Raw genomic sequence first — 21,451 nt, 5'->3', positions numbered from 1 at the left:
TTCGATCAACTCCCCCGACTAGCGCATAAAAAAAGGGGCCTCATTCGAGGCCCCTCACATGCGAGACTGTTCGTCATCGCACGGCGTTATTTGCCCTTCGAGTGCCAGCCGTCGTTGTTCGACTGGATCGAAGCGGTTGGCAGACGATACGAGTTACGTGGAGGCTGCGAAGCCATTTCGTAACCGACCGGGATGATCGTACCACGCAGATCGAGACCAGCCGTCTTGTCGCGAGGATCAAGCAGGCGAGGTGCCTCGTTGCTTGGTCCGGAAGTCGAGAACTGTGGGTCTGGAATCGGTGTCACTGGAGTCACCTGATAGTTACCGCTGCCTGCCGGGGCCGTCGACGAAGGTGTTGCCGTCGTCGCGGTTGGCCGCTGGCTGGTGACTCCCTGAGGAATGTAGCGGTTGACCGGCGGCATGGTAGTTGCCGGAGCCTGATACGAAGCACCGCTCGAGCTGTTCAGTGCCGGACCTTCCATTTCAGGTCGCAGCGAAGGCCGATTGTTGGCCGGATCGGTCGTTTGTGGCTGAGTCGTAGGACCCAAGTTGAAACGCGAAGGACCAGGAACCGTCGACGGAGGCGGCTCCGAGTAGAGCGAACCGCCAGCACCATACGACGGAGTCGTTGGAGCAGGCTGCTGGATGACCTGAGGCTGCGGTTGCGGCTGGTAGGTCTGCGGCGGAGCGTAAGTTTGCGGAACCTGCTGATCGGTGCGTGGCACCCAGTTGCCTGGAGCTGGCTGGGTGATCGTCGCGCCCGGTGCCGGAGCAACCGGAGCGTTATAGCCTGCCGAAGCACAACCACAGCTTGAACCGACCGGGGCAGCAGCATAGCCAGGAGCTGGCGTGCGTTGGACCTGGTAGCGAGTCGTGGTGCAGCCCTGATATCCAACAACTGGCACACCGGCCGAGTTGTTTTGATAAACAGGAACCGGGCGATAGACGGTCGTAGGAACCCGCAGATACTGCGAGTTGTAGTTCATTTGCGGTGCATAACCGGCCGTGGTCACGCCAGCAGGTGGCGGGCACGAACCAACGACCGATGGCTGGTAGTTGGCCTGAACGGTTGCTGGATAAACCGGGTAGTTCGTCGTGATGACCGGTGGAGCGACAGGATATTCCTCGCTCGTGCCCCACATCCAGTCGGTCAGCCAGCAAGCTTGGACGGTGCCAGGGTTATTGAAGGCAAGCAGCCCGCATACCAGCCAGGTGAATACGGTTTTGAGTGGCGAAGCAGTCATCCGGGAACGATCCTTCCGGTTGGAAACGCATCAGGTCGTCGGTCCGTCGATCCTCCAAATTCGGGCTTCCTGCCTCGTGTTGACTAAATGGGACGGTGAAGAATAGATCACAGCCATGAGCCAGAACAGGAAAAATCCAGTAGATTTACCCAAGTTCGACACGAGAGGTCGCCTTCGGGATTATCTGGCGAAGAAATCGCAAGCACGAAGCAGATAGCGATCAGCCAATCCGTTTCAGACAGGCAAACTTTGCGGGGGATAGCTATCGCCCATCGGCTGATAGATTCGTTGTGACTCGCACCAGTGATACAACCGGAAGAAATAGGCCCGAATATCGCCGGGCTGCTCGTCCCAGATCTTGCGCAACTCGTTTTCGTAAGCCGTTGCGTCCCTTTCCAGTAGTACGCCTGCCAGCGTTCGAGCCAGTTCCCAATCGGCTTGCGTACGCAGTACGACCGAAATCCCACAGGGTGCGTGGCATGTCACCAGCAATCGCGAACGTTGTCGCCGACAGCGCCAGCGGATCCATCGTTGCCGCCAGAACGATAGCTGCTCGAAGCCATCGATCACCAGGATCGAATCAGGCCCAAGCGTATTCCATTCGATCGTCTGGCACTTTTGCGATGCTGTCAGTCGGACACGTTGCTCGGTGATGCCCATTTTCGACCACCGCAAATGCAGCGTTTCGAGCAGGGTCGACTTGCCGCTGCCATGTGGACCGACGATTGCTCCTTGGTACCCGGTCGCTTCAAATCGAGCCACCAATCGATCGATCGAGCTTCCCTTGGGAAACAGAAACGGCAGGCTGCCGGGGCGAGTGAATCGCGTTGAAAACGGATTACGCTGCATCATCGGCACGGTTCCTTCCAGATCGCTGCGTTTGAGCCGGGACGACCGGTTCGAGTTCGCCCAAACGGAAGGGAACTTCTGCCATGTATTCCCTTCCCTGCTGCATGAAAACGCGGACCCGAATCGCCCAGCGAATCTTGACGATCAGCCCTTGATACGAAAGCGGGCTGCGCGGCAAGCGTGTCTGAAACTTTCGCTTCTTGGTCAGGTCGGCGTCGTTCCGATCAAGTGGAAGCAGGCGACGGAAGTCGTGCGTGGCGAGATCTTCTTCGCCGGTTCCTTCGGTGTACCAAAGCACCGACGCTTCGATCGCTTGCACATCCGCAGGTCGAATGCCACTGATCTCGAAGCTGGCCACCAGTTCCTCGTCCGGCAAGTAAGCACGACTGGGCCGATCGAGCGTGATTTCGATTTTCGGTTCGGTCATCGGGCCAGCTCCAATTCTGCCGGGTAAACGACAATCGGAAAACTGCGCGTCAATTGAGGCATCTGCTCGGCATCGATCTGCACGAGCAGCTTCCAATGAATCGCGTTGTGATCCGACTTGAAGCTATGCATTGAACCTTCCGGGACTTTCAGCTGATAGTCCGCCTCGAAAGGCATCCCTGGTTTAATCTCAAATCCGCGCGCGGTGGCAACCATCTGGTCGATCACTCGTCGCGACTCGCTACGGACGTCCGTCCCCTGCAGGAAGGTCGCGGCTTCTTCGCAGATCAACATGATCCGCAAACGCTTGACCTTCATCTTTCCGGCTTGCGTCACGAAGACGCGGTACTCTTTACCAGGATAAAGGGGATGGCTCGAAATTTCCAAACCGGTCGGGCCAACTCGTGTGTGCGCGGTGACCTCATGCAGAAACTGATAGATTGCCGCCAATGCAATACCGATGGTCGGAAGTGAGATTATGGTCAGCAGCCAATCCGGCTTCCCGGAAAGGTGCTTGCCCAGCGCGGCGATAAAAAAGACGCCTGCCATGCCGCTCCAAAGCAGACTGAAGATCAACGTCGCCAGCAGCCACCAACCTGGTGAGACTTCAATCGGCAAGCGAAACGCCAATCGCACCCCAGGGCTGTTAGTCAGGTTTGCATCGTTGGGGATCGATGGAAAGTTGGCGGAAGGCATCGAGTCCTTCAGCAGTTCGATCGTCTTCGCTTTATTGGCAATCGCGCTGCGACGTTCGACCGAAGTCCCCATCAACAGCAGCGTATAAATCAAACCGATCCCGCCAATCACGATGAATGAGTTAAGCACCAGGAAGATGACCCACAAGCCGTAGGCAGGCGTTCGCTCAAGCACCAGGCTTTGTCCTGGGCTGTCGGGATCGTACCAGCAAGGATAGATCCAGCCAGGCTCGTAGCCGTTGAGTCGGTCCCAGCCTGCTTGCTGCGTGGTGTAGCTGATTGGGGAGCGACGCAGTGTCCATGCCCGGAACTGGCGATCAGGCAGTTCCAACTGAACGAGGGCTTCTGGTTCGTAGTGTGGGTACTCGTCGGTTCCGGTCACCACGACGCGGGTTTCCAGAATGGTGCATTCCCCTTCGACGTAAGCGACTTCCGGGAACATCGAGCGGATCGGCCAGGTTTGCAGCACCGTCGACGCCACCGTCATCGCCGTGAAGATCACGCCGAAAAAGAAGAGCGCCGAAAAGAAAAACGTCTCGCCCACGGTCGCGACGACGCGCGAGACCGTACGGCGCGAACCGCGTTTCTTTTCCCAGATGCGAAACCAGCGTGGCATACAGCGTTTTCAGACTATCCGCCGCAAAGGACGATTCCAACCAACCAAAAATGCACTTCCCCTCGATCCCGGCCGATTGGCCTCGACCGGGCTGGCGCGATACCATGCTAAATATAAATGAATTCGGCACTTCGCGGCACCAACGCCCCCCAGGATTCTCTCATGAAAACCCCTCGATTCTGTTGGAAACTTCTGAGCACCATCCTTTGCCTGCTTCCCCTGGCAGATGTCGCTCGCGCGGGGGATTGGCCGCAAATTCTAGGCCCTGACCGAAATGGTCACGCCCAGGACGAAAGCCTGCTAGACGAATGGCCCGATCGTGGTCCGCAAGAGGTTTGGAAACGCAATCTAGGCACCGGCTACGCTGGACCGGCAATCTCAGATGGTGTGGTTTACCTTTTTCATCGCGAGGCGGCCTCGGAATTACTGGAAGCGGTCGAACTGAAAACGGGCAAGAAAATCTGGGCTCGCGATATGCGGGCCTCGTATCAGCCTTCGATCAATCCGGACGATGGACCACGCTGTGTGCCTGTCGTGACGGAAGATTCAGTCATCGTGTTTGGTGCGGCAGGCATCTTGCGGAGCGTTGATCGTCAATCGGGCAAACTGAAGTGGGAAGTCGACCTGGCCGGGCAGTTCGGAGCTCCGGATGGTTACTTTGGCTTTGGCAGTACGCCGATCGTTTATGATAAAACCGTGATGGTAAATGTCGGCGGCCGTAATGGTGCCGGGATTGTCGCGGTGAGACTTGCCGATGGCCAGTTCCAATGGAGAGCAACCGACGATGCGGCCAGCTATTCGTCACCGGTCATGGCGTCGATCGCAGGTCGACCTTATGCCGTTTTTGTCACGCGGATGCAAACAGTTGTGGTCGATCCGTTTACGGGCAGCGTTTTGTATGGCTTTCCATTTGGTGCCCGGGGACCGACCGTGAACGCCGCGACACCGATCGTCAGTGGCGACAAACTGTTCGTGACTTCCAGCTATGGCGTCGGTGCGAAGTTAGTCGAGCTGGACAAGAACCAGTTCAAACCGATCTGGGAAAACGACGACACACTTTCGAGCCAGTATAACACACCGGTCCTGGTCGATGGTTACTTGTATGGAATCCATGGCCGAGAAGACCTCGGTCGGCCGGAACTCCGCTGCGTCGAACTGGCGACCGGCAAGGTGATGTGGCAAGAGAGCAATCTAGGCACAGCCCATTTGCTGTATGCCGATGGCAAACTGATTGCGGTGACGAACGAAGGAACTGCGATCCTGTTTCGTCCCGAGCCGAAGAAGTTCAGCGAGATCAGCCGCTTTCGCGCGAGCAACGACATCGTTCGGGCGTTGCCCGCGCTGAGCGGTGGATATTTGCTGGTTCGCGAAACGGGAACGCGGGGGGGACCCGTTCGCTGTTTTCAGATTGGCAAGCCTTCCGAGCCCTAAGCGCCAGGCGGAAGTGCCATGTTGCCCAAGGAGGCAACCAGGTAGGTACTCGTTAAACAGCAGCGGCCGTTGCGCGAGCCAGTTGACGGGTATGACGATAGAACCCGACGCCTTCCAGCGCCGCGTAGACCTCGTCGAGGGTCTTTTCGCCGAAGTTGGAGATACTCAACAGATCGGCGGGTGTGCAATTAAGCAGATCGCGAACGGTGAAGATGCCCTTTTCCTCAAGGCAATTTGTAGTACGGACGGTCAGACCGATTTCCGCAGTACTCATTTCCAGCTTTGCCAACAGGTCATCGTGTTGTTGGTCCGCCGCATTCAGAGGAATACGTGGCATGGGTTCCCTCCCTATCGCAAGATGTAAAAGTGAAGTGTTCGCTGCTCGTCCCTAGAGCTGCGTTGGTCAGCGAAGCCTCGACCCCCGAATCTCATTTCAGGGTCTGCGCCGAGGGTCTCGTTTCGCCGTGGGGTTTACTATACTCATTTCTTTAGAATTGAATACCAGTTTCGGAAAAATTTACGGAAACTACGCCAACGGTGCTAGCGAACCTAAATTAAGGCGTCTCGCTAGCATCGCGTTTCACAGGTTGATGGATGACCGATTACCTTTTTGATGGCCTGACGGCTCCTCAGCGCGAGGCCGTGGCCCACATCGACGGGCCCCTTCTCGTTCTCGCTGGCCCTGGCAGTGGTAAGACCCGTGTTGTGACGCATCGCATTGCCAATATGCTGCGAAACGGGGTCTATTCATCACAGATCGTCGCGCTCACGTTCACGAACAAAGCCGCCGAAGAAATGCGGTCGCGGGTCGAGCGTTTAAATCCGGACAGTACCGTCTGGGTCAGTACGTTTCACCGCTTCTGCGCACGCTTGCTACGGGCCTACTCGAACCTCGTCGGGCTCGAACCAAACTACACGATCTACGACACCTCGGACTCGATCCAGATCTTGAAACGATCGCTGCAGAAGGAAGAGATTTCGACTTCGCACGCCACGCCAGAGAAGATTGCCAAAGCGATCAGTTGGGCGAAGAACAACATGATTCTGCCCGAGCGGTACGAAGCGAATTCCGCCAACGCGATCAGTTCGATCGTGCGCGACGTCTACCCGGAATATCAACGGCAACTCCGTGCTGCCAATGCCGTCGACTTCGACGACATGCTGATGCTGGTCGCCCAGATGTTGCAAGAGAATCCCGAACTTCGCGCGGCCCTCGATGAGCGTTTCCGCTATATCCTGGTCGACGAATACCAGGACACGAACCTGGTCCAGTATCTGTTGGTTCGATCGCTCTCGCAGCAATATCCCAACCTCGGTGTGACGGGCGACCCTGACCAATCGATCTATGGCTGGCGTGGGGCGAACCTCAACAACATCCTCGGATTCGAGAAAGACTTTGAGCATGTCAAAGTCGTGCGGCTGGAACAGAACTTCCGTAGTACACCGAACATTCTGACGGTCGCCGATCACTTGATCGAACACAACAAACGCCGGAAGAAGAAGTCGCTTTTTACCGAACGCCCCGCAGGCCAACCGGTCCGCTTGCTGACGTATACCAACAGTCACGAAGAATCGCACGCGATCGCCACGCGAATCGCCACCCAGGTTGCCCAGGGCAAACGACGCCCGCGAGATTTCGCGATCTTCTATCGAGTGAACGCTCTTTCACGTTCTTACGAAGAGGCTCTGCGACAGCAAGGCATTCCGTACATGATCGTGAGCGGGGTCGAGTTCTATCAACGAAAAGAAATCAAGGACGTGCTTGCCTACGCCATGCTGATCAACAATCCGCGCGACGATGTGGCCTTCACGCGAGTGGTGAACACGCCGACACGCGGCATAGGTAAATCGACGATCCTCAAGCTTCAGGTCCATGCGTTGGACCATGGCATCTCGATGATGGACGCGGCCCGTGAAGCAGGCATGATCGATTCGCTGAACAAGCGAGCCGCCGTGGCGGTCGCCAAGTTTGTCGCCTTGTTCGATCGAATCTCGCTGAAGATCAACGAACCGGTTGAAGACATTCTCGGAGCGGTGCTCACCGAAACGGGTTATCGGGCTCAGTACGAAAACTCGGACGATGAAGAGGATGTGTCGCGATTGGAAAACATCGACGAACTTCTTTCGTCGGCTCGGGAATTCGACTACCAACATCCCGAAGATGGCACGCTCGAGCGTTATCTTGAAGACAAAGCACTCGTTAACGAAACCGACCAGTTCGATACGGAACTCGACCGAGTCACAATGATGACGCTGCACGCGGCGAAAGGCCTCGAGTTTCCGTGGGTCTTCATGGTGGCGATCGAAGAGGGACTACTCCCGCATGAACGCTCGAAAGATTCCGACGCGCAACTGGAAGAAGAACGCCGCTTGATGTTCGTCGGCATTACGCGAGCCCAGGAAGAACTCGAGCTGAGCACGGCGAACCAACGCGACTTCCGAGGTCGCCGCATGATGACAGTCCCCAGCAAGTTTCTGTTCGAGTTGCCTCGCGAGGAGATGGACTTCCAGGCTGCCCTTGGCCGGTACACGCCCCCCACCCAAGACTGGGAAGATGTCCACGAGATTCCTGAGGACGACTTTGACCAGACTTGCGAATCGGGCGATTTTTCGGAAGACGTGCCAAGCGTACCAGACTCGCTTCCGTCTAAAATGCTGATGACCGCGGCCGATATGGTGAAAGGCCCTGGGTCGGCTCGCCCTAAGCTGAACCCCGACAAATTTCATCAATCGATGGCGGTACTGCATCCGACTTACGGATTGGGCAAGATCGTTTCGATGAGCGGCGAAGGGGCGAAACGCACCGCGACCGTTCAGTTTGTTACCGGCGAACAAAAGAAATTCGTCCTTGCCTTTTCCGAGCTTCGTCCTGCCTCTACCTCGTGAGTATTGAATGAGTAATCGCTTCGTTAAAGTCGCCCAGTTGAAAACGGTCGAAACGTTCCGAGACCGCCTGTCCGAGCTGGGTTTGAGTTTGCCCTGCGATGACGAGATCCTCACCCGGGAAGCTGGTTCGCCGATGGCCGAATCGCTGGAAGCTGGCGGATTCACCATGGGCAACCGCTGGTGTATTCACCCGATGGAAGGCTGGGACGCAAATCGGGATGGCTCCCCTTCCGAACTGACAATCCGCCGCTGGGAGAACTTCGGTCGCAGTGGTGCGAAGCTGATCTGGGGTGGCGAAGCAGCTGCCGTTCAGGCCGATGGTCGAGCCAATCCGAATCAAACCCTGGGTACCGAGTCGAATCGCTTCGGCCTTGAGAAGCTGTACGACGCGTTAGTCAACACGCATCGCGATGAAATCGGCGAGCCTTCCGATTTGATGATCGGCCTGCAACTAACACACTCTGGCCGTTTCAGCCGACCGAATGTGAAAACGGTTGCCGAGCCGCGGATCGCCTTCCACCATCCAATCCTTGACAGCCGTGTCGGAATCGATGCCGACGATGACAGTGCGATTTGGACCGACGAACAGCTTCACGAACTGATCGATAACTACGTTCAGTCGGCCAAGATCGCCCAGCAGCTCGGCTTCCACTTCGTCGACGTGAAGAGCTGCCACGGCTATTTGCTGCACGAGTTTTTGAGTGCCCGTACTCGCGAAGGTGAGTTCGGCGGCGACTTTGAAGGACGCACGCGACTTCTGCTGACGATCATTCGTCGCATTCAGCAGGAATGCCCTGGCCTGCAGATTGGCGTTCGCCTGAGTGTGTTCGACATGATTCCTTTCCATGCGGGCCTAGAAGCAGGCGAGCCGGTCAACTTCGATGACCTGCTGCCGTATCAGTTTGGGTTCGGGGTGAATCCCGAGAACCCGCTGGAAATGGATCTCGACGAACCGATTCGCTTGATCCGCTTGCTGCACGACGCAGGCGTCTTCTCGGTGAATCTTTCAGCAGGCAGTCCCTACTACAATCCCCACATCCAACGCCCGGCGATCTTCCCGCCAAGCGACGGCTATCCACCACCGGAAGATCCATTGGTCGGTGTCGTTCGTCAGATCGAAGCGGTTCGCGACGTGAAGAGGGCCGTGCCGGAAATGATGATAGTTGGTACCGGATATACCTATCTGCAGGAATACCTTCCGCACGTTTCTCAGGCCGTCGTTCGCGCAGGCTGGGTCGACAGTGTTGGCTTGGGACGCATGGTGTTGTCGCTGCCGGAGCTTCCCCAGGCAACGCTGGAAGAAGGCACCATGGCCCGCAAAAAGATCTGTCGCACGTTTAGCGATTGCACATCGGCACCACGTAACGGGATCGTCTCGGGATGCTACCCGCTCGATCCGTTCTATAAGCAGATGCCCGAAGCCCAGCAGCTAAAAGAAGCGAAGTCGGCTGCGGCGAAATAAGCCACCCCAAGCAAACTTGCACGAGGTCTCCCTTCACGGCCTCGTCTTTTTCGTGGTTTCAACCCGGCCGAAGGTGTAGTCAGAAGGCTCTCGTAGCTATACTCTCAGAATCGGATGCCGGTTTGCTGAAATCCCGGCGTTTCGAGCTTCGAGGACGATCAGTTCGCCAGGAAACGTTGGTGATCCCAAGACAATCTGCGAGAGAGTTCATTCCGCCATGCGAGCCTATCTGACCGTGCAGCAAGGTCCTGCTCAGGGAGAGGTAACAACGGCAACGGAAGGCTCCGTCGTGCGTGTTGGCCGCCAGGCGAACGCTGACCTATCGATCCCGCTCGACCGCACGATGTCGGGCTTGCACTTCGCAATTCTTTGCGATCAAGATCGATGCCGCTTGCGAGATTTGAACAGCACCAATGGCACCTACGTCAACGGTATCCGGGCGAACCTGGTCGAACTGCACGACCGCGATATTATCCGCGCCGGCAGCTCTGAATTTCAAATCCGCTTCGACGGTGAAATTCATACCACGGTCGTCGACCCGCTGCGGCATGCTCGGGTTCCGTCTGATCCCGAATCGTCGAGTCCCAAGTCGCTCGATCGCGTGGAAGAGGAACCGCCCGTGGCCCCGGCGGAAGAATACGAGAAGACCGAATCGATCGCGCATGTTACTCAGCACGAAGTCGCGTCGTATCGGCCTCGTCCAGTTGAAGTGACACCTGGCAATGAATCGATTCATATCCATCGACTGAACGTGACGTTCCACGATGCGACCGGCCAGCGACAAGTTTGGCTGCTGCCGGGGCAAACAGTGATTGTCGGACGCAATCAAATGACCGACGTCACCGTTGTTGGTGACGCTTTCATTTCGGGTGTTCATTTTTCGCTCGAATGCGCCGACAAGAAATGCACGCTTCGCGATCTGCACAGTCAGAATGGATCGCACTTGAACGGTGTGAACGTTCCGTACGCCACCATCTATGACGGCGATACCTTTGTTGCCGGAAAAACGCAGTTCCGTGTATCCATCGAAGGCGGAAGCGACGCCCCCGACGCGCCCTTGCGAACATGGGTGTTTGAAGATCTGGTTCGACGGAAGTTCGCCACGTTCTATGCCCAAGAGATTGGTGACGCTTATCACCTGGTTGATGCGGTCGGCAACGTTCCTTCGCCGACAGAGCTGCTCCGAAGACTTGCGCGGCATCGCGACGTGGGGATCGTTCTCGATTCTTCGCGTGTTGCCATGGAGACCTGGGAAAGCCACTGCCAGGGCGAATTCTCGCACGAAGCATCGCGGGCCAAGGTACTGCATGTCGCCGACATCGAGAAGCTCGTCGGCAACGTCCACGAGGTCTGGGGCCAAGATGCGATGGCCGTTCTCTTCCCGCAAGATGGGGTCGAGGTCAGCCTTTCTGAAATTGCCAACTCGCTGGGGATCTATCAGCAGGGTCGTCCACGCGGGTCGTCGAACTTGGGCAAAGCGGGTGACTGGGTTCTTTGGCTGTGCGATCGTCCTGATCAGATTGCCGAGCGAATGCCTGACATCGACGCAGTCTTGGTTCAGCACCCAGACCCGACACGTTGGCGAATCTTGTGCCGGACGAACTTCATCACGCAGTTGAACCGGCTCGGGTATCTTCCGTCGCGGCCTTCGCTGCTGGACGACCTGGAACAGAACAAGCCGCAGGCATAAAGCCAGGCGTTACTTCTTTCCTTCGGCCCGGCGTTTTCGGAAGAAGTCGGTCAGGACCTGGCCGCAGCGTTCTTGCAGTACACCAGAAACGACCTCGCAACGGTGATTCAATCGGTTGTCGTTCAGCAGGTTATATAGCGAATCGACCGCCCCTGCCTTCTGATCGCGGGCCCCATACACGACGACCGGAATGCGAGCCTGAACGATCGCCCCTGCGCACATCGGACAGGGTTCGAGTGTGACGTAAAGAATGCAATCTTCCAGCCGCCAACCTCCGACGGCTTCGGCGGCCTGGGTAATAGCGATCATCTCGGCATGTGCCGTTGGATCGCGAAGCATCTCGCGTTGATTATGAGCGGCGGCGATCACCGAGCCTTCGCGGATGATCACCGCGCCGACAGGAACTTCTTCTGCCCGCGCCGCCATATCGGCCTGTTGGAGGGCCATTTGCATGTACATCTGATGAAAGGCGGGCAGGTCAAATTGCTCCATCAGTTCCGGATCGATCACGCTCTTGCTTTCCTTAAAAGAAAAAGAGATCCCTCCGCATGGGAAGGATCTCTTGGAACGATTTGACTTGGACTGGCGTCTGGCCGATTCGACTAGAAGTTGTAGTCGGTTCCGCTGAGCGGGGTCGCCTGGAAATTACCTGCTGGCTTGCAGGATGCGTTGCCGTGGCTGTAGTATGGCGCACCATCACCGGCAAGACGGGCATCGTTGCCATCGCTGGTGAGCAGACGGGCATAAACGTTCTGAGCCATTTCGTTCGACATCGTCACAACAGATCCGTCGATGTACGAAACAAGGAACGAGTCGCCGTGGTTGCTGGACGGAAGATAAGCACCTTCCGTGCGCCCAGCACCACCGTAGTCGTAGATGACCAGATCTATCGGCTGGACCGTCGAAATCGGACTGCTGGAGGACATCGAGCCATTCCATAGCGAAGAGGCGCCGTTTTCATTCAGCAAGTCGGCGGCAATCACTTCGACAACGTGCCAGTTGGTACCCGCACCACCGAATGCAGGGATACGTATGCGTTCCGTCATCAGTATGGTCTGTGAGGCACCATCTTTAATGTTGCCATAATTCACGCCTACCTCTGGCTGACCTGACAGGTTCGACTTATCGCTCCAGGCACCATTGGCCGGCAAGTCACGTGGCGAAGCGGTGTAAACATTGTGATAGCCGCCGTTGGGATAGTAGCTGACAGGGTTCAACTCGGCAGGATCAACCGGGTCGCTTGGGCAGACAAACGTCGAGATAACCTTGCCCGACAGTTCCGCTGGGTTGTAGGAAGTACCAGTGACCGTGCCTGCCTGATAGGCTTCCTTCAAACCACCCTGACCAAGTTCATCCAACATGCCAACGGGCCAATTCATGATGTTGCCTGCGGCATAACCACTACGAGAGCTAGTCGGAACCGAACGATTCCAAGCCATGCTTGGTGGCATCTCGGTTCGAGGATGCTTCGTGGCGCGGTTGACGGTTGCGGTGGCGATCTGCCGCAGGTTGTTCATGCACTGAGTTCGCCGGGCAGATTCCCGAGCCATTTGAACGGCTGGCAACAACAAACCTGCCAAGATGCCAATAATGGCAATCACGACTAGCAATTCCACCAGCGTGAAGCCGTGTCGGCGGATGATCATGTCCGGAAATCCTTAAAGCGTGAGAAGTCACTGACGAGAGTATTTTTCAGGTGCATGGCCAATGTCTAGTATCACCCATTTAAAGGCGAATGTCGAGTACTTTGTCGCCACAGGGCCTGCGACGCAAACCCTCTTCAATTAACGGTTTTACAGGATTCTCCAACCATTTCGGATTGAAGGGCAGCGGAAAGTTTATTGCAAACGTAATCTTTAACCCTCCGACATTTAGCTACACAGGCGTCTCGATTCGTCCCAAACCCACGCCCTTTTGCTGAGGTGCATTCTTGGAACCCGCGAAAAATATCTGGCTCGATCTCCTTCAGCGATGGCCAAAAGATATGCCGCAAAAGGGGGTCGTGATGACGGTGTTGAATGAGTCAATTCCTTTCGTCGGCTTCGTTTACGACGATGCCATGATGGTTGTCCAGCGACAAACACCAGACGCGATCGGGGCTCGCCAGGCGATCATTCCATTTGCGTCCATCAGCTATATCAAGATCACCGCGATCGTCCTTCCGAAGGCGTATACCGAGTTTGGGTTCCAGGGCACCCTCCCCAAAGTGTAATGAAGTCGATCTTTCTCGATTACAACTCGACAACGCCCATCGCTCCCAGTGTCCAGGAAGCGATGCTTCCCTTCATGGCAGAATTCTTCGCTGGGCCGGACGGTTTGTATGCCCAGAGTCGGGCCATCGAGGAATCGCTTGAAGATGCACGCGGGCAGGTCGCCCATCTTCTGGGGGTAACTTCCGACGAAATCGTCTTCTGCGGATCAGGCACCGAAAGCTGCAACCTCGCCATCAAAGGGGTCGCGGCGACTTATCTGCAGCAAGAGAAACCATGTCACATCGTGGTATCCGCTGTCGAGCATCCCGCCGTGGCTCAAACGGCTCAGTTCTGCCGTACGCTGGGCTGTGAAGTGAGTGTGGTCGATGTCGATCGACATGGAGTCGTGAACCCCGAAGAGCTGGCGAGAGTCCTTCGTCCCGAGACACGCCTGGTTTCGATCATGCTGGCCAACGACGAAACTGGCGTGATTCAACCGATCAGCCAGTTGGCCGAAGTCTGCCAGCAGAAAGATGTTCTGCTGCATACCGATGCATGCCAGGCAGCAGGCAAGATTCCAGTAAACCCCAACCAACTGGGCGTCGATCTCTTGAGCTTGTCAGCGCACAAGTTCTATGGGCCGAAGGGAGCGGCAGCTCTTTTTGTGGGCGAAGGGGTCACGCTCAATCCTTTGATCCATGGTTCCGGAGGAGAACACGGTCTGCGATCTGGCTGCGAGAATGTCATGGCCTGGGTCGGTATGGGCAAGGCCGCCAACCTGGTTGGCCGAAGTCTGGATGCATCGGCTGAAAAATTATCATCGCTGTGCAAACAGTTGACACAGAAATTAATGACATCGATATCAGATCGCGTGATCGTTCACGGTGCCGCGGTCCAGCGAATCCCGAACACGCTCTGCATTAACTTTCCCCACGTTTCCGCCCAGCAACTTCTGCGGCGCGTCCCTGAAATTTGTGCGGCAACGTCCGCCAGTGGATCGGTCGGCGGCACCAATTGTTCGCCGGTGCTTCAGGCGATGGGAGTGCCAGACGAAGACAAAGAAGGCACGATTCGCCTAAGTTTAGGGTGGTATACTTCGGAAGAAGAAGTCGACCGCGCCGCTGAATTGTTAATCCATGCGTGGGAATCGCTTCACCACTAAATCGATCGACTCGCTCCCATCTCGTCGCGTGGCGTCCATCTCTCTTCCTGACTGCTCGGCACTTGAAGATTCTCCGTTTTTCTCACCAGAAGAAGTAAAACCTTTCGGCGCGTTACGACATATGCAGCTAACTTGCTGCCCAGCGAAACGTGACGGCAGCAAACGGCCTACCATCTTCGTGGGGAAACGAATGCGGGTCTGGCACTTGTCTGTTCGCTATTGCCACCCCGGTGAGGGCTCTTTAACGGTCAGGCGATAGCGTTCTGGTAGCGTTCCTGTACGAATCCGCAAATTTCACCTAACGTTGTCAAAAGTTGTCTCCAAGAAACCTTCATTCCGAGCGAATCGTCTATCAAGTAATCCAGGCTCGGCAATTGAGGCCCCTTCGCCTGCCAGTAACGAAATGAGGCTTCCCAATGATTGTGAAATTGAATGGCGTTCAAATCGACACTGATTCGATTTGTTATGCACTGATGTACCGCTGCACCCACTGCGCCGGTATTGTCCAGGGCTCGAAAGATATCCTGGGGCATGTGAGTTGTGAGAAATGTGGCTGTCATCTGGAAGAAGATGACGAAGTCGCTTATCGACTCGATGGCGAGGAATAATCACTCGCCTGATCTCAGACATCTTGTTGGCATATGATTCTGCGGGTAAGCAGATCCGCCAAATGATCGTGGTTCAGGTCTAGCCCCTCTGCCAGATTTGCTTTTGGAATCTGGTAAAGTAGCAACGCACCTCGAACCTCGTTCTTTTTTAGGCCTTCTTGCCTTCGCCTTCTTCTCCCGTATCCATCGACGCGCTGAAGCCGAAATTCTTAAAGCTCAGCCCATCGATTCTGCCTGCCAACAAATCGGCCAGAGGTTTGGTCATCTCGAACTTGGCGAACAGAATCTTCATCACGGCCGTCATCGGCACCGCCAAGAACATTCCGATCATGCCCCAGATCAACGACCAGAACATCAACGCCAGCAGCACCGCGATGGGATGGACGTCGAATGATTCACCCATCATGCGCGGTTCAATCACATTACCGCTGACCACCTGAACCGTAGAAGCCAGAAAGGTTACCGTCACCATCTTCCAGACGGCCAAGTCTGGATCGAAAACGATCAACGGAATCGGCAACAAGCAGGCAATGATTGGACCGATATTAGGGATGAAGTTAAACAGGAATGCCAACAACGCAAACACGGCAGCCAGGGGGATTCCGAAGATCCATAGCACGAAACCGAACGCGAGCGCTGTGAAGAATGAAATCAGCGACTTGGTAATGATGTATTCGCGAATCTTCGAGTCGATCTCTTTCCAGGTTTCCATCGGCAGCGAGGCCTGCGAACTTCCCAGCAGCAGGAAGAACACAAAGATCACTACCATCGTTCCGGTTTGAAAGACATAGCCAAGCGACGCGGCGATTTCGTCGAGCTTTGCTTTGATGACGTTGTCGAACAGTTGCGAGAAGTAGTGGTTCTTGCCTGTCTGTTGTTCCAGCGAACCAGCAACCGGCGTGGCGGCATCAGCAATTTCGGCGGGGGGTTCTTCTGCCGGGGAGTTGAAAGCCCAGCCCTCGAACATCTGGTCGGGATTGCGTACCCAGGCCGGAAACCAATCGCTCCACGCTTGTGCCCCTTGGACATACTTCGGGGCGTCTTCTTTCAGTTCGGCGACGGAAACCCAGATGATACTCCAAAGCACCACGACCAGACCGAATCCCAAGAGCGACGCGATCAGCACTGCGACTAATCGCGATGCCGACAAGCGTGACTCAATACTGGAAAGAAGTGGCGTCAGGCCACTGACGATAAAGATCGCCAACACAAACGGAATCAACACTGCGCTCAGCCAGTACAGACTCCACAGTGCCAGACAACCAACCCCAATGGCCAAACAAATAGTCTGGCCACGCATCTCGCGTTCGATTCTGGCAAAGCGGCTCATGAGAACTTTCGCAGTTGGTGAATCACGTCGTTTCGAGATCTTCTTTGTCGATCAATGGATCAAACAATAGAACGGTAATCAGGAACAGAATCCATCCCAGAATCATGATGGTACCCCCGATCGGAACCAACATCACGAGTTGAGTCATCCCGAATGCTGAAATCAGGTAGAGCGTTCCGCTGAATAGCTTCACCCCGACCACCAGCGCAAGGCAGGTAATCAGACCCAACACCTGGCCGCGGCTCGAAAACGCCATGACCAGCCCCAGGGCAATCATCGCCAGGCCATGGTACATCTGATATTTCACGCCGGTCTCGTACTGCGAGAGGCGTTTCGCGGCTTCGGCATTGGGTGCCGGATCGGAAAGCTCGTCACCAGCGACTTCGGCGGCCCCGGTTGTATCTTCAATAATCATCTTGCGGACGGCATGTTCGAATGCCCCAGCCACAACGGCGGTCATTCCGAACAATACCCCGACCAATAGCACAAACTTTGCCACGCGTGGGGCCTTTCGATCTGGAGAGAGAAAACGAGCGGCGCGTCATCGACTTCGCCGGACCGCTCCCTTTTAGACGCTTCGTACCAGGAAAGACGATATTGTATTCCAAATTTACCCACGGCGCAAAAAAGTACCGCCGTGAGAGTCCGAAGACTGTTCACGGCGGCAGGAGGTCATAATCGAGTTGTCGAGGAAAGCTTACTCAGGGAAGCCGAGTTTCGCTTCTTCTTCCTCTTGGATGATGATTCGTGGTGTGACCATCATCATCAGGCTTTGCGTTTCGCGGCCGATACCAACGTTCTTGAACAGTCGGTTGATGTAAGGCAGCTTGCTGAAGACTGGAATACCGCGTTCGCGACGTTCTTCGCTTAGACGCTTAATACCACCCAGAAGCACCGTACCACCGTCCGGCACACTCACCGTCGTGCTCACGGTCACGAAGGAGAACTGTGGCAGCTGGATCGTCGTACCCGAAGTCGTTTCTTCTTCCGAGTCACTGGTCGAACCACCATTCGGATCGTCAGGATCCACGACCGACGAGTCGGTGCTGCTGGTCGTGGTTCCCTCGAAGGTGAACTCTTCGACGTCGCCGATTCGGCTGAAGAACGGTACCAGCGTCAGGCGGACAAAGCGACGGTCTGGCGAGACAACCGCTTGGACACTCAGCGAGGTACCTTCGTTCAGAACCACGATGACTGGTTGCTGGGCAGCGGCAAAGTCACCGACCACTGGCACCACACTCGTAACGAATGGGGTTTGGGTCGTGTCGGAGACGAAGGCCGTTTGACCGTTGAACAAGGTCACCTTCGGAGCCTGCATAACATTCGATCGCAAGTCACCCTGGGCGGCCTGCATGAAGAAGTAGGCTTCGATATCGGAGAGCATCGCGAACCCGAAGGTCGCACCAGCCGGGGCAATCAAACCACCAACCGATGGAATCGTGTTCTGGAACAATGCCTGGTTGAACTGCAAGTCCAGGTCCGAGGTGAACCCGGTATCGGTGTTCGGGTCGTAACCGACCGTCACACTAGGCGAACCCGACAGGTTGCCATCGGTGTTGTCTTGGATCTCGAAGTTGAAGTCCACACCGACGCGTTCAAAGAAGTTGTCGTTCAAGGTGATGAAGCGAACTTCGATGGTCACCTGCAAGTCCTGCAGACGGCGGAGCTGAGTCAACAGGTCGGCCAGACGATCGTGCACTTCCTGAGTCTGGCTAACCACCAGGCTCAAGTTGGTGCTGAATGGAGCGATCGAACCTGGACCACCCAGTTCTTCCCAAGATTCTGGTTCGACGGTCGTCGTGATCAGTTCGATCAGCTGATCGAAGTCAGGCTGAACACCACCACCGAAGCCGCCAGGACCACCGACACCGCCACCAGGACCGAAGCCCATGTTGCCTTGAGGCTGCCCCGAAACCGTCTGACCACTTCCCATGCCTGGGATGAAGCCGTTAGGAACCTGGGCGAGAGCCGAGTTGCTGTTGATGTCTTGGTTCTGAGCGAACAACGAGGTTGGGCTCGTACCACCGAGGGTGCCCATTGGCGAACCGGTCAAGCCTTGGCTTTCGTAGGCAGCCTTAATGGCACCAGGAAGACCCATGTTGTAGCTTGGCACAAAGTTCGGAATCGGCAGCACCAGGTCGGCGACGTTGTACACCTTCTGATAAACATTGCGGCTTCGGAACGATTCGCTGGTGATGACCAGGGCCTCGTCACGAATCACATAGCTCAACCGCAGTGGCTGAAGGATGTGGTTCAAAGCACTGTCCAGACGAACAGCCTGCTGCATGTTGATGGTGATTTCGGTGTCGTAGGTAATACCTTCTGCTGCCAGGCCGCGTGGATCCAGCATCACGTTGATGCCGACCATGTTGCCCAGAGTTTCCATCACGCTTTGCAGCGACTGGCGGTTGAACTTGACGTCGACCTTGGTCTTCAGAGCCTTGCGAATCTCGACTTCGTCTTCCGAGATCTGCGAGTTCTCAGCCAACCAGCGTCGGCGACGCTCGGTCATGTCTTTCCATTCCTTCGGATCGCCGAAGGCCATGGGATTGTTGTCGTCGAATGGAATCGACGCGAGGTCGACATTCATCAGCGACTGCCAGACGGCCGTTTCTTTATCATCCTGCAGAGCCAGGTTTTGATAGGTGCGGCGAGCGAACTTTGCTTTCCAGATCAGCGTTTGGACGATCGGATTTTCCGGATCCATTTCGCGAGCCTGGCGAGCGATCACTTCCGCTTCCTGCCAACGTTGCTGGTCCATCAGTTCGTTGAACTGTTCGGTCATCTGGGCCAACTTGTTGTTGACTTCCAGATCGAGGTCACGATCACGCTTCACAGCGGCACTGACGGCAGCGTTCTGCTCGTTCAGTTCGATCTGAGCCTTGTTAACGTCGATGTAGCTTTCCATCGATTCGATGCTACGATCGACACGAGCCAACAGCTGCTTCTTGGCAACCGCGTCGATCGACGATTCGTCAACCGTTACGCGAACCTTCTTCAGCTTATCCAAGGCACCCTTCGGATCGAGTTCGCGGATGGCGTCGGCTTGCGACTGTTCGCGAGTGATCTCGGCGGTCAACTGGGTCAGCATCACCTTCTGACGAGCATCGATTTCGCTGAGAGGCGAAGGATTGCTGGTCTGAGCAACACCGTTGGTAACTGGAGTGGTCTGGTACTGGAGGTAGTCCTGCAGACGCTGACGCGAGGTTGGATCGAGTTGGCCTTCGTACTTCCAGGCTTCCTCGAACAACTTGCGAGCCTTCAGCTTGTCGCCGGAGCTCAGAGCTTGTTCACCTTCGTGCAGGTAACGCATGCCAGCCTGACCGGTCGCACCTTGCTGTGCCGAAGCAGGCATGTTGCGAGTGCTGTCCATGGCTGGATTGTAGATACCTTGAGCAACCGGGAAACCGGCACCCATCGGGCCTTCGGTTCCGCTGGCCTGACGAACCGGGCTGGAAGCCTTGGCTCGGCTGATTTCCAGCATCATGATGTCAGGGCGAACGTCACCTTGCTGATAGTTGCGGTTGCCAATGTTGGCGGCTTGCACCGTGAAGGCTTCGGCAGTGCCGATGTCACCACGATCGAGGGCGGCCTTGGCTTGCACCAGGATTGCTTGTTCCTGCGAGCGGGCGTCGCCACCAGCAGTTTGAGCCGCGGCTGGCGATGCGGCCGAACCACCTGCGTCACCGCTTCGACGTCGGCTGATTTCCGTCAGCAGTCGATCAGGCGTAACACGAGCACGTTGGAAGTCGAGGTTCATCGACTGAACCTGGCGAGTCATCTGCTCGGCAATGTCATACTTGCCATACAGCATCAAGCCTTCAGCCTGTTGCAGCAGCACTTCACCAAACATGAAAGCCGACTGAGGACCAACCGGCGAGGCAGAGACCTGATTCAGCTTGCGGATCAGATAGTCGACATTCTCAGGCGAGTCCTGGTGAGCCGGATAGACGAGCCCCAGGGCTTGGACCTGGCGAACCATCTTTTCGGCCAGAGCGACGTTGCCGCGTGCCAGTTCAAGACGAGCTTGAAGGAGCATTCGGCGAGCCGTTTCCGCGTTGCCTTGCGAAGAAGCGTATGGGTTAGCGGTCATTGCCGGTTCAGGCGATTCGTTCACCTGGGGCAGACGAGCCATGCCACCTGCGGGAGCTTCGGTCGAAACCATTTCGCCACCGAGCACCGACGACTGAATTCCGCTCGCGATCAGATCGCGACGGAAGGCAGCCACCGAGTAATCGGCCGACTGGAAGTTGGGACCAGCCTTGGCGGCTTGTTCGTAATAGTTCAGGGCAGCGTTGGTCTGACCACTTGCCAGGGCAGCCTTGCCACGAGCCAGTGCTTCCGCGGCCATCTGCTGAGTCATGTCCGGAGACTGACCGAGCATCTTGCGAGCGGCAACTTCTGGATCGCTCTGGGCAGCCTTGAGCTCAGCCAGATCGCGAGCGGCCTTTTCAGGCGAGTCGCTGAACTTGCTGAAAGCTGGGTCAGCCGGAACTTGGAATTGACGAGCCTGCTGAATCAACGCTTCGGCACGTTGGAAGTCTTGGGCCCGCATCGCCTGGCGAGCGGCCCGCAGAACCTCTTCCTGCTTCTGCTGATCGTACAGCGAACCCTGTTGTTGACCGGTCGTCGACATTGACGTGACGAGCTCAATCTCGGTCAACGGATTTGCGACGACCCCTTTCCCAGTGCTGAAGCACAGCACGGCAATGAGACCGGCTGTAAGCACACGCGTGGCCAAATTCAACGCGACTCTCCTTGTCTGAACTTGTGGCAGCCTGCGATCCGCGTTTATTGGGATCGACCGAGAATGATTCATGGTGTTCCTATCCTTCCCCTCACGGCGACACGTTTATGACG

17 protein-coding genes are annotated in these 21,451 nt (G+C 56.2%); 7 read left to right on the top strand and 10 right to left on the bottom strand.

All coding sequences use genetic code 11. The annotated features are described in order from the left end of the window. Positions 1 to 86: 86 nt before the first annotated feature. From AB1L30_RS04150 to AB1L30_RS04135, 4 genes are all read right to left on the bottom strand, one after another. Entirely contained in the window at positions 87 to 1,244 is a 1,158-nt protein-coding gene (locus tag AB1L30_RS04150) for a hypothetical protein (protein WP_367012134.1), read from the bottom strand. 234 nt (positions 1,245 to 1,478) lie between these two features. Then, positions 1,479 to 2,096 carry a hypothetical protein gene (locus AB1L30_RS04145; RefSeq protein WP_367012132.1) on the bottom strand — a complete coding sequence of 206 codons (618 nt, stop codon included), beginning with the start codon at positions 2,094 to 2,096 and terminating at the stop codon, positions 1,479 to 1,481. After that, the gene (locus AB1L30_RS04140; RefSeq protein WP_345094956.1) at positions 2,083 to 2,520 is read right to left on the bottom strand and encodes a hypothetical protein; all 438 of its coding nucleotides are present in this window, start codon (positions 2,518 to 2,520) and stop codon (positions 2,083 to 2,085) included. The genes AB1L30_RS04145 and AB1L30_RS04140 overlap by 14 nt, the downstream gene beginning before the upstream one ends. Beyond that, positions 2,517 to 3,830: a hypothetical protein gene (locus AB1L30_RS04135; RefSeq protein WP_367012130.1), complete on the bottom strand. Its 1,314-nt coding sequence runs from the start codon at positions 3,828 to 3,830 to the stop codon at positions 2,517 to 2,519. The genes AB1L30_RS04140 and AB1L30_RS04135 overlap by 4 nt, the downstream gene beginning before the upstream one ends. A gap of 162 nt (positions 3,831 to 3,992) precedes the next feature. On the opposite strand from AB1L30_RS04135, the gene AB1L30_RS04130 reads away from it, so the two are divergent. Next, on the top strand, positions 3,993 to 5,261 hold the full coding sequence (locus AB1L30_RS04130) for a PQQ-binding-like beta-propeller repeat protein (protein WP_367012129.1): 1,269 nt from the start codon (positions 3,993 to 3,995) through the stop codon (positions 5,259 to 5,261). A gap of 52 nt (positions 5,262 to 5,313) precedes the next feature. On the opposite strand, the gene AB1L30_RS04125 is transcribed toward AB1L30_RS04130, so the two are convergent. Beyond that, complete coding sequence (locus AB1L30_RS04125; protein ID WP_345094961.1) at positions 5,314 to 5,598, bottom strand: DNA-directed RNA polymerase subunit alpha C-terminal domain-containing protein; 285 nt, start codon at positions 5,596 to 5,598, stop codon at positions 5,314 to 5,316. 257 nt (positions 5,599 to 5,855) lie between these two features. Here AB1L30_RS04125 and AB1L30_RS04120 point away from each other — a divergent pair, with 257 nt between their 5' ends. The 3 genes from AB1L30_RS04120 (at position 5,856) to AB1L30_RS04110 (ending at position 11,299) form a co-directional block, all read left to right on the top strand. Beyond that, a complete protein-coding gene (locus AB1L30_RS04120; RefSeq protein WP_367012128.1) occupies positions 5,856 to 8,147 on the top strand; it encodes a UvrD-helicase domain-containing protein in 2,292 nt (763 codons plus the stop codon). Positions 8,148 to 8,154: 7 nt separating this feature from the next. Beyond that, positions 8,155 to 9,609, top strand: a complete 1,455-nt coding sequence (locus AB1L30_RS04115; RefSeq protein WP_367012126.1) for an NADH:flavin oxidoreductase — start codon at positions 8,155 to 8,157, stop codon at positions 9,607 to 9,609. A 217-nt stretch (positions 9,610 to 9,826) separates the two neighbouring features. Continuing rightward, complete coding sequence (locus tag AB1L30_RS04110) at positions 9,827 to 11,299, top strand: FHA domain-containing protein (protein ID WP_367012125.1); 1,473 nt, start codon at positions 9,827 to 9,829, stop codon at positions 11,297 to 11,299. A 9-nt stretch (positions 11,300 to 11,308) separates the two neighbouring features. Here the strand turns inward: AB1L30_RS04110 and tadA are convergent, their stop codons facing one another. Further along, entirely contained in the window at positions 11,309 to 11,791 is a 483-nt protein-coding gene (gene tadA, locus AB1L30_RS04105; RefSeq protein WP_345095073.1) for a tRNA adenosine(34) deaminase TadA, read from the bottom strand. A gap of 110 nt (positions 11,792 to 11,901) precedes the next feature. Further along, positions 11,902 to 12,945: a DUF1559 domain-containing protein gene (locus AB1L30_RS04100; protein ID WP_367012123.1), complete on the bottom strand. Its 1,044-nt coding sequence runs from the start codon at positions 12,943 to 12,945 to the stop codon at positions 11,902 to 11,904. 359 nt (positions 12,946 to 13,304) lie between these two features. On the opposite strand from AB1L30_RS04100, the gene AB1L30_RS04095 reads away from it, so the two are divergent. The 3 genes from AB1L30_RS04095 (at position 13,305) to AB1L30_RS04085 (ending at position 15,261) form a co-directional block, all read left to right on the top strand. Next, positions 13,305 to 13,511, top strand: coding sequence for a hypothetical protein (locus AB1L30_RS04095; protein WP_367012122.1), 207 nt, complete (start codon positions 13,305 to 13,307; stop codon positions 13,509 to 13,511). Further along, a complete protein-coding gene (locus AB1L30_RS04090) occupies positions 13,511 to 14,653 on the top strand; it encodes a cysteine desulfurase family protein (protein ID WP_367012121.1) in 1,143 nt (380 codons plus the stop codon). The genes AB1L30_RS04095 and AB1L30_RS04090 overlap by 1 nt, the downstream gene beginning before the upstream one ends. A gap of 416 nt (positions 14,654 to 15,069) precedes the next feature. Beyond that, the gene (locus tag AB1L30_RS04085) at positions 15,070 to 15,261 is read left to right on the top strand and encodes a hypothetical protein (RefSeq protein ID WP_367012120.1); all 192 of its coding nucleotides are present in this window, start codon (positions 15,070 to 15,072) and stop codon (positions 15,259 to 15,261) included. 148 nt (positions 15,262 to 15,409) lie between these two features. On the opposite strand, the gene AB1L30_RS04080 is transcribed toward AB1L30_RS04085, so the two are convergent. From AB1L30_RS04080 to AB1L30_RS04070, 3 genes are all read right to left on the bottom strand, one after another. Next, a complete protein-coding gene (locus AB1L30_RS04080) occupies positions 15,410 to 16,591 on the bottom strand; it encodes an AI-2E family transporter (RefSeq protein WP_367012119.1) in 1,182 nt (393 codons plus the stop codon). Positions 16,592 to 16,613: 22 nt separating this feature from the next. Continuing rightward, positions 16,614 to 17,090 carry a DUF423 domain-containing protein gene (locus AB1L30_RS04075; RefSeq protein WP_367012118.1) on the bottom strand — a complete coding sequence of 159 codons (477 nt, stop codon included), beginning with the start codon at positions 17,088 to 17,090 and terminating at the stop codon, positions 16,614 to 16,616. 198 nt (positions 17,091 to 17,288) lie between these two features. Then, on the bottom strand, positions 17,289 to 21,338 hold the full coding sequence (locus AB1L30_RS04070; RefSeq protein WP_367012117.1) for a hypothetical protein: 4,050 nt from the start codon (positions 21,336 to 21,338) through the stop codon (positions 17,289 to 17,291). Between the last annotated feature and the right edge of the window lie 113 nt (positions 21,339 to 21,451).

Origin of the sequence: Bremerella sp. JC817, assembly GCF_040718835.1 — a bacterium.
Classification (GTDB): Bacteria; Planctomycetota; Planctomycetia; order Pirellulales; family Pirellulaceae; genus Bremerella.
This window is presented reverse-complemented; position numbering and strand designations above follow the sequence as displayed.